Annotated in this window: 7 protein-coding genes and 1 pseudogene; 4 read left to right on the forward strand and 4 right to left on the reverse strand. The window is 70.6% G+C overall.

Annotation, left to right across the window (positions count from 1 at the left end; translation table 11 throughout):
- Window positions 1-7: 7 nt before the first annotated feature.
- Together ACWDY5_RS39295 and ACWDY5_RS39300 are read left to right on the forward strand one after the other, a co-directional pair.
- Complete coding sequence (locus ACWDY5_RS39295; RefSeq protein WP_449727214.1) at window positions 8-1,270, forward strand: glycosyltransferase 87 family protein; 1,263 nt, start codon at window positions 8-10, stop codon at window positions 1,268-1,270.
- Complete coding sequence (locus ACWDY5_RS39300; RefSeq protein ID WP_449727215.1) at window positions 1,267-1,791, forward strand: N-acetyltransferase family protein; 525 nt, start codon at window positions 1,267-1,269, stop codon at window positions 1,789-1,791. Before ACWDY5_RS39295 ends, ACWDY5_RS39300 begins: the two co-directional genes overlap by 4 nt.
- Before the next feature lie 44 nt (window positions 1,792-1,835).
- Here the strand turns inward: ACWDY5_RS39300 and ACWDY5_RS39305 are convergent, their stop codons facing one another.
- Both ACWDY5_RS39305 and ACWDY5_RS39310 read right to left on the reverse strand, forming a co-directional pair.
- A complete protein-coding gene (locus tag ACWDY5_RS39305) occupies window positions 1,836-2,492 on the reverse strand; it encodes an RES family NAD+ phosphorylase (RefSeq protein ID WP_185007609.1) in 657 nt (218 codons plus the stop codon).
- Window positions 2,493-2,554: 62 nt separating this feature from the next.
- Window positions 2,555-3,139 (reverse strand): MerR family transcriptional regulator, encoded by a 585-nt coding sequence (locus ACWDY5_RS39310; protein WP_185007607.1) that lies wholly within the window; start codon window positions 3,137-3,139, stop codon window positions 2,555-2,557.
- A gap of 327 nt (window positions 3,140-3,466) precedes the next feature.
- Between ACWDY5_RS39310 and ACWDY5_RS39315 the strand changes: the two genes are divergently transcribed.
- Entirely contained in the window at window positions 3,467-4,657 is a 1,191-nt protein-coding gene (locus ACWDY5_RS39315) for a glycosyltransferase 87 family protein (protein WP_449727216.1), read from the forward strand.
- Window positions 4,658-4,709: 52 nt separating this feature from the next.
- Window positions 4,710-5,771, forward strand: coding sequence for a hypothetical protein (locus tag ACWDY5_RS39320; RefSeq protein WP_449727217.1), 1,062 nt, complete (start codon window positions 4,710-4,712; stop codon window positions 5,769-5,771).
- A 39-nt stretch (window positions 5,772-5,810) separates the two neighbouring features.
- On the opposite strand, the gene ACWDY5_RS39325 is transcribed toward ACWDY5_RS39320, so the two are convergent.
- Window positions 5,811-8,102, reverse strand: a complete 2,292-nt coding sequence (locus ACWDY5_RS39325; RefSeq protein WP_449727218.1) for a glycosyl hydrolase family 18 protein — start codon at window positions 8,100-8,102, stop codon at window positions 5,811-5,813.
- 147 nt (window positions 8,103-8,249) lie between these two features.
- Window positions 8,250-9,003: pseudogene (locus ACWDY5_RS39330) on the reverse strand (hypothetical protein); the annotation flags it as partial.

Here is a 9,003-nt window from a genome sequence, read left to right on the forward strand (position 1 = left end):
ATCCGCCGTGACCAGCTTGTCCGAACGCTCGATCGGCCGGATCCCGCACCTGGGCCGCTGGGCCGCCCTCGCCCTGGTCGGCGCGGTGCTGCTGCACGGGGCGATGTTCCTGCTCTGGCCCAAGGCCGCGCCGGTCGGGGTGGACATGAACATCTACCGCGCCGGCGGCCTGGCCGTCTGGGAGGGCAGGGCGCTCTACCAGGGGCCGGTGACCTACCAGAACCTGTTCACCTACCCGCCGATCTCGGCGCTGGTGTTCGTGCCGCTGACCGTGCTGCCGATCATCCCGCTGGTGGTGCTCACCCTGCTCGCGCACTTCGCGCTGCTGGTCCTGGTGGTGCGGCAGTGCTGGCTGCTGCTGGGCTACCGGGCCGACCGGACCGCGTGGCTGGTGTCAGTGCTGGTGGCCGGGTTCGCGCTGTGGCTGGAACCGGTGTGGCTGACCGTGGCGCTGGGCCAGGTGAACCTGCTGCTGATGCTGCTGGTGCTCTGGGACGCCCGCTCGGTGCGCGCGGGCTCCCGCTGGCAGGGCATGGGCATCGGGCTGGCCGCCGGGTTCAAGCTCACCCCGGTGATCTTCATCGCCTTCCTGCTGGTCACCGGCCGGTTCCGGGCCGCGGGCACCGCGGTGCTGACCTTCCTCGGCACGGTCGCGCTCGGCTTCCTGGTGGTGCCCTCCGACGCCTGGCAGTACTGGACGAGCACCTTCTTCAACGCCAACCGGATCGGCGACCTGGCCTCCAGCAGCAACCAGTCCCTGGCCGGCATGCTGGCCCGTTTCGCGGGCAGCAACCAGTCGGCGAGCTGGCCGTGGCTGCTGGTCGCGGGGCTGGCCGGGATCGCCGGGTTCGCGGTCGCCTGGCAGGCGCACCGGCGCGGGGAGACGCTGCTGAGCTGGACGGTGGTCGGGCTGACCGGCTGCGCGGTGTCCCCGTTCTCCTGGGAGCACCACTGGGTGTGGTTCGTGCCGCTGCTGGTCTTCGCGCTCAACCTGGTGCTGACCGGGGAGCGCGCCCTCGGCCTGCCGCTGCTGGCAGGCGGGTACCTGCTGGCCTTCTGCTGGTTCACCCAGTGGACGCCGTTCGGGTCCTCGCGGGAACCGGGCAAGGGCCTGTTCTCCTGGGACTCCGGTCCGCTGCAGGTGCTCACCCGCAACGTGTTCGTGCTGATCTTCGTGGGTGCGTTGGTGCTGGTCACCGTGCACTTGCGGCGCGAGAGCGGGAAAATGCCTGGCCTGGAGCCGGTGCCGTCCCGCAGGCTCTTGTCATGACATGGACGGTGCGCCAGGCAGAACCGGCGGATGCGGCGGAGATCGCCCGTATCAACGTGCTGAGCTGGCAGTACGCCTATCGAGGCATCGTCGCTGACGAGCTGCTCGACCAGATGAGCCCGCAGCGCCGAGCCCCCGGCTGGGAAACCTGGCTGAGCAGGCCAGGAGCGGACACGGTGTTCGTCGCCGAGGACCGGACCGGCCGGATCGGCGCGTACTGCGCGGTCCGGGAGAACGAGGACGCGACAGGAGAGCTGGTCGCCCACTACGGCGATCCGAAACTGTGGGGCACCGGCGCAGGCCGCGCCGTGCACCACGCCGGGCTGCGGCACCTCGCCGCGCTCGGCCACACCCACGCCGAGCTGTGGGTGTTCCAGGCCAACATGCTGGCCCGCAACTTCTACCGGGCGCACGGCTGGCGCCCCGACGGCGCGGTCCGCGCCGACTGCCTCCAGGAGCAGGAGATCCCCACCTGCCGCTACCGGCTCAGGTTGCCGAGCTACCTGCCCCGCACCGCCTGACTCCCAGCCCGATGGCCCCGGCCTTCCCCGCCGGGGCCCTTCTCTCAGCCGAGCAGGGTGTAGTTGAGCTCCTCGCAGATCCGGGCCAGCGGCAGGTCAAGACCGGGGTGGTCCAGCGGGAGCAGCACGTCCGGCGCGATCGGCAGCGCGCTCATGCCCGGCGGGTCCCACAGGCAGATCGCCGGGTTGCCGGTGTCCATCGAGGAGCGGTACCAGAGCCCGTCCAGCTCCGGGTAGGCCGCGCGGATCGCCCTGGCCCAGGCCTGGGTGCGGTCCTTGGGGCCGGTGCTGATCGACTGCGAGGCGCCTGCCCTGGTGGGCCAGAGGCCGGAGAGGTCCAGCAGGCGCAGCGTGCGGCGCGGGCGCAGCACCACCAGGTGCGGGCTGCGGGTGCGCCGGTCCACCGTGGAGGTGGCCTGGTAGACCTCGGCGACGCTGGTGCGCACCGAGAGACCGAAGTAGAGCACGCCGTGCTCGTGGGTCTCGATCGGGCGGCCGTCCAGGGTGGCCGGGTGCGGGTCGAACCGGGCGTGCGGGAGCGGTCCGGCGTACCGGAAGGAGTTCCACCGCTGTGGGTGGGTGCCGCCCGCGGCGAAGATGCGCACCAGACGGGTCGCGCGGTGTACGGCGACGACGTCCTCGGTTCGGCGCAGCAACGCTTGCAGCGCAGCCGGAGTCGGCGGCGGAGGAAGCCGGGCCAAGTCGTGTGTCCTGTTCGCTGGTCTCGCGTGAAGTCGCTTACCTGGGTGGTCTCAGTGGACCATCAGGCCGGCGTCCCCAGCGTCGAGGCCAGCGTCGCGACCCGGCGCGGGTCACCACCGGCAAGCAGCCAGTCGCGGGGGGAGGTCGGCCGGTCGCCGAGCAGCAGGTCCTCCTGGGGGGTCGTCATGAACGCCGCGACCACCATCTGGGGCTGGTCGGCAGGCACCTTCGCCAGCACCATACCCAGACCGGGCAGCACCCCGCTGTCGGTGAACTGCCAGGCGGGCAGCCGCCAGCCGCCGCGGTCCTTCCACCCGGTGAGCCGACCGGCGCTCACCCGGTGCCGGATCCGGCTGGTGTCCACGCCCACCCGTTCGGCCGCTTCGGCCACGGTCATCGCGGAGTCGCGCAGCACCGCCTGGGAGGCCACCGCCTTCGCCCTGGGGTCCCGCTCACCGTCTGCCCTCGGGCTCAGGTCGACCCCGACCGCGGCCAGCGCGGCGCGCTGATCAGCGGAGAAGTACGCCCCGGGGTCCGGGTGCGGCGGTGCCAGCTTGCGTGCGGCGTCCTCCACCAGGGACAGGAACTCGGTGGCGGTGACCCGCAGTCCGGCTCTGGCCAAGACATCCTCCAACGCAATGCTCATGCGCACAGAGTAGCTCATGTGTGCGCAAACGTGCGCTTTCGTCGCTGAGGAGAACTAGTTTCCTAGGCCAACCGTGAGTGGGTGGATTACGGCCCGTACACGGCACCTCGTGGGAAAGTCACACATCTTGTCAGGGTCCCATGACCCGCGGTGTTCCCGCGGTCACAACTACGTGACGAGCCAGCACGGCGACCATGACGCGGGTGTGAAACCGGTGTTGGGTACCCTCGCCCGGAGTAGCAGCGCCGCCAGAAGTTCGGGGTGAGGGACATCTCCAAGGTCAACATTTCAGCGTCTAACGCCGCGCCCGCCTGGCGTCTGCCAGTCGTGGTCGCCCTGATGCTGGCCGCGGGGTTCGGTCTCATCACGCTGTTCAACATCGGCAAGCCGTTCTACTACCTCGACCTGCAGGTCTACCGCGCTGGCGGGCTCACCTGGCTGAACGGGCTGGGCCTGTACGAACCGAGCTTCCCGCGCCCGTTCCACCTGGACTTCCCGCTGCCCTTCACCTACCCGCCGCTGGCCGCGGTGCTGTTCGCGCCGGTGGGCCTGCTGCCGTTCTGGGTGAGCGCGGTGCTGTTCGCGGTGCTCAGCCTGCTGGCCCTGTTCGGCACCGGCGCGATGGTGGGCAGGCGACTGGGCCTGGAGCCCCGCACCGCCTGGTACGTCGCCTCGGTGATCGGCCTGGCCTGCGTGGTCCTGGAGCCCATCCGCGAGACGCTGATGTTCGGCCAGGTCAACCTGATCCTGATGGTGATGATCGCGGCCGACTGCCTGATGAAGAAGACCCCGTGGCCGCGCGGCATGATGATCGGCCTGGCCGCCGCGATCAAGCTCACCCCGCTGGCCTTCCTGCTGTACTTCCTGGTCAAGCTGCAATGGCGGCCGATGTTCGTCGCGGTCGGCTCCTTCCTCGGCTTCGGCGCCCTCGGCTTTCTGCTCTCGCCGGGCAACTCGGTGCAGTACTGGTTCCACACGCTGATCGACCCGGGCCGCATCGGCTCGCCGGTCTACGCCAACAACCAGTCCGTGCGCGGCGTGATCTCCCGCATCGGCATGGACTCCTCGGTGCTGTGGCTGGTCCTGGCGCTGGCGATCGCCGCGGTGGCCGCACTGGCCGTCTACCGGCTGCGCGCCGCCGGCCACGACCTGCACGCGCTGCTGGTGGTGGCCACCGCCGGCCTGCTCGCCTCACCGGTGTCCTGGTCGCACCACTGGGTGTGGATCGGCCCGGTGATCGTGCTGCTGGCGGTGAAGTTCGCCCAGACCGCGGCCGCCAGGGTCCGCCTGCTGGCCATCGGCCTGCCCCTGGCGCTGATCTTCGGCTTCGGACCGCACCAGTACCTGCCCAAGGGCGAGGACCAGGAACTGAAGTGGACGCTCGGGCAGAACCTGCTCGGCAACAGCTATGTGCTGGTGGCGCTGGTGTTCATCGTGGTGAGCTGCGTGTACGCGCTGCGGCTGACCAGCCCCGCCGAACCCCCGCCGCTGCAGGCGGACCCGGCGCGCGCGGCGTAGTTCTCCCGGTTTCGCGGGAGTAGCGGACGGAGCGCGTCGCCAGACTTGCGCGGTGACGCAGAACAACATCGTCGGCCCGGTGTCGGGCATCGCCGTGCAGGCGCACACCATCACGGTGACGGTCGAGGCCCGGGAACTGCTCGACCGGCTCCGCACGACCGAGCTGGCCTGGGTCGGGTCGCGGGTGCTGGAGGAGCGGGCGCGGCGGATCGTCGCCTACCTGTACGAGGCGCTGATCCGGGCGTTCGGGCTCATCGGCACGCAGGGCCGGGAGGCCGCTCGGGAGACGCACGCGCGGGCCAGGCAGCAGATCGGGCGGGCGGAGGCTGATCAGCAGCGGGCCGCGGTGCTGGTGGCGGTGCTCGGGCGCAGGCTGATGGGTTTGCAGAGCGAGCTGGCGGAGATCGCGCCGGAGCTGGCTGCCGGGTTCGCGCCGCCGGTGGTGTGCGCGCCGGAGGAGGCGCTGGGCGACATCAACCGGTGCCTGGACCAGATCGAGCTGCTGTTGGGCGAGCAGGAGAAGCAGCTGGCAGGTGCGGCGAACACGGTCACCCTGGACGAGCGGGTGCGGGCCGCCGACCTGATCGCCGTACTCACCGATACCTCGATCAGCGCATCGCACCGGCTACGGGCGGCCCAGCTGCTTGGAGGTATGGGCAAGCGATACATCGAGGATGTGGCGCTGGGGCTGCGGTTGCTGCTGACTGGCCAGGATGACCCTGCCGGGTCTGTGACTGCGGAACTGACGCTGCTGGGGGGCCGGTTTCGGGTGGAGGCCGCGGCCGTGCTCCAGCAACGGATCGAGGACGACCGCTGGTCGACCGGCGACCGGATCCGTGCCGCAGGGGAGCTGCTCAGAATGGGTGACATCGACCCGGGCGCAGCCGTTCGTTACTTGAAGGGAATCGCCACGGCTGAAGGCGACGAGCCGGACCTCCACATGCGGACACTGGCGTTGCGGTCGTGGTGGAAGTACTCGCCCGGAGATCGGCCGTTAGCGGTCAAGGTGGCACAGGAGCTGGGTGAGACCACCCAGGACGCGTGGGAACGCGAGGCCGTGGCCGAGTTCCTCAGACTGGTGGAAACCTTGCCCGCGCTCGAGGGTTTCGACTGAGCCGGTGGGGCGAGCCGGAGCCCGCCCCACCCGCCGTGCTCAGCGCAGTCCGTTGTCCAGCGCCGTGGTGAGGGCTCCGTTGCCGGTGTCCCCGGACATCTCCCACACCATCGCGCCCAACAGGTTCTTGCTCTTCAGCCAGGCCGTCTTCTTGCCGATCGACCAGGCGTCGTCGAAGCTCCACCACTGGCCGTTGTTGCCGGTGTAGCCGTAGGTGGACACCGACTGCTCGTCGTGGTGGATGGTCATGCCCGGCACGCTGGCGAGCAGGTTGCTGTAGCCCCTGGTGCCCGCCTCCTCGGCGAACTGGCCCGGCGCGGCCCCGTTCGCGGCCTGCCACTCGCCCTTCTTGCCGCCGTCGGCCACCTGCTGCCAGCCGCGGCCGTAGTAGGCGAAGCCGATGGTGAGCTTGCGGGGGTTCACCCCGGCCTTGAGGTAGTGGTTGACCGCGTTCTCCACGCTGAAGTGGACGTTGTACGGGTCCTCGGTGTCGGTGTACAGGTTGCCCTGGTGGCCGGTGCGCTTGGGCTCCCAGGAGTTGTCGCTGCCCGCGCCGTGGAAGTCGTAGCCCTGGACGTTGGCCATGTCGAGGTACTTGAAGACGTGGTCGGGTCCGGAGATCTCCCAGCCCGCGTCGACCTTGGCCGGGTCGGCGGGGGTGAAGGCGGTCAGCTGGTACTGCTTCTTGGTCTGCTGGCCCAGCGCGTCCAGCTGCCGCCGGAACTCCGCCACCAGCAGGGTGTTGTTGCGCTTGTCATTGGGGCTGATGTGGTTGCCCGCGTGCCCTTCGGCGCCCGGCCACTCCCAGTCCAGGTCGATGCCGTCGAAGATGCCGGCGGCCGAGCCGGCGCCGCCCGCGCCGTTGTAGGTGGGCAGGTTGCCCCTGATGTAGATGTCGATGCAGCTGCTGACGAACTTCTTGCGGGCCGCGTCGGTGGCGGCCACGTCGGAGAAGTACTTCGAGTAGGTCCAGCCGCCGAGTGAGATCAACACCTTCAGGTGCGGGTGCTTGGCCTTGAGCTTGCGGAGCTGGTTGTAGTTGCCGCGCAACGGTTCCCAGCCGGTGTCGGCCACCCCGTCCACCGACTGCCCGGCGGCGATCGGACGGCTGTAGTCGGCCTCGGCGTCGCCTGCCCCGTCACCCTGGTTCGGGTCCTGCGGGTCGGCGCTGGTGCCCTTGGTGACGCCCTGCAGACAGGTCAGCTTGACCGGGTCGATGTTGGCGAAGGCGTAGTTGATGTGGGTCAGCTTGGCCGCGGCGCCGCTGGTGTCCAGGTTGCGCACGAAGAACTGGCGGCCGTAGATGCCCCACTGCACGAAATAGCCGACCCTGGCGTAGTTGCCGGGACCGACCAGGTCGTCGGTGGTCACCGCGACCTCGTTGCTCAGCGCGGACTGGTTGTCGTAGTTGTCCCTTGCCCGCACGGTGAACCGGTAGGCGGTGCTCGGCGACAGACCGTCCACAGTGGACGATGTGCCGGTCACGGTCGCGGCATATACACCGTCACGATATATGTCGTAGTTCGCGATACCCGAGTTGTCGGTGGAGGCGTTCCAGGCCAATGCGACGCTGGTGGAGGTCTTGCCGGTGCTGCGGAGGTTGCCGGGCACGGTCGGCGGCTGGGTGTCGTCGCCGGGGTTGTTGGTGCGCACGGTGACCGCCGCGCTGGCCGGGGAGAGGTTGCCCCTGGTGTCGCGGGCCTTGACGGTGAAGGAGTAGTCGGTGTTCGGGGTCAGCCCGGTCACCGTGCCGGAGGTCCCGGTCACCGACACCACGCCGGCGCCGCCGGTGATCTCGTAGCCCGCGACCGGGAAGTCACCGGCCACGGACGCGGTCCAGGCCAGGGTGACGGTCTTGGTGGTCTTGCCGGTGCCGCGCAGGCCGGTCGGGGCCTCCGGGCCGCGGTCGGCCGCGCCGTCGCACTTGTTGCCGTTGATCCGGCAGTTCGCGGGCACGCCGGTCCCGGTGAGCTGGAACGTCGGGCTGTACGGCTCGGTGGTCGCGCCCGGGTTGACCCTGGCGTTGTAGTGCTCGTGGTCGATGGTGACCCGGTTGCCGGACACCGTGGTCTTGCCGTACCAGGTGTTGCTCACCGTGGTGCCTGCCGGCAGGTCGAACTCGATCTTCCAGCCGGTGATCGCCGCGGCGGTGGGGTTGCTGATGACGTACTTGCCCTGCCGGTCCGCGCCGGAGTAGCTCGCGGTGAGCCCGGCGGCGGCGCTGGCCGCGGGGGCGAGGGCGGTGAGTCCGAGCAGGGGAAGGAGCAACAGGGCCGTGCCGGCGGCGAGCGCCCGGCGGCTCCTGGCGAGGGCGGAGCTGATCCTGGACATGGTTCTCCCTCACAGGGATTCGCGCGCGCTCGGCGGAGCGCGCGGCGGAACTGAAGAACCAGCGGCGGATCGGAGTTCCCGACGTTGCACCGAAGTTAGGACGACCGGCCACGGACGTCAATGGGTCTAGACCATTCGGGTCCGGGCTCAGAAGCCGAACCGGCTACCCACCCGCACCGGGGCCACCGGCGCGCGCAGGTCTCCGGCCGACACCGTCCCGGACACCTCGCCCCCGGGGCTGAACACGCTGACGTGCAAGGAGATCCGCACCGTCACCTGGGCGCCCGGGGCGAGCGCTCCGCTGACCGAGCACTCGGCCACCCGGCCCTGCTGCGTGCACCGGGTGCCGTCGCCGCCCCGCGCGATGACCCACTCGGGCAAGGACAACCGGACCCGCACCGGCTCGGCGGCGGCGGTGCCGAGGTTGCGCACGGTCAGCGAGTACCGCGCGGTGCCACCGGGATGCGTCCGGCTCGTTTCAGCGCTGGCGACCAGCCGGGCCTGGGCCGGTGGCGGGGGAGTGGTGGTCGGGGGCGGCGTGGTGGTCGTGGTGGGGGGAGGCGCGGTGGTGGTCGGGGGAGGCGCGGTGGTGGTGGTTGGGGCGCTGGTCGGCGTCCGGGGTGGGAGCGGGGTGGTGGGTGAGGTGGTCGGAGTCGGAGTGGGTGGGGTGGTGGTTGACGGGGGCGGCGGGGTGGAGGGGATCACGGTCGGTGGGGTGGGGAGGGACATGAGGGGGGTCTGGACCCGGGGCTGGGCGGCTTCGGTGGGCTGGGCGGCGAGCGCGATGCTCACCGCGCCCACTCCGGCCGCGACCGCGACCAGCGCCGACCAGGACTGGCCCAGCGGGCCGCCGGCACCGCCCGCTCCAGCCCCGCCGCCAGCGGACCCGCCAGCACCGCCG

It is taken from the genome of Crossiella sp. NPDC003009 (assembly GCF_053591555.1).

Excerpts from the sequence above, each read along its gene's own strand:
- ACWDY5_RS39325 (WP_449727218.1), bottom strand. The coding sequence starts at position 8,102 with ATGTCCAGGATCAGCTCCGCCCTCGCCAGGAGCCGCCGGGCGCTCGCC.
- ACWDY5_RS39300 (WP_449727215.1), top strand. The coding sequence starts at position 1,267 with ATGACATGGACGGTGCGCCAGGCAGAACCGGCGGATGCGGCGGAGATC.
- ACWDY5_RS39310 (WP_185007607.1), bottom strand. The coding sequence starts at position 3,139 with ATGAGCATTGCGTTGGAGGATGTCTTGGCCAGAGCCGGACTGCGGGTC.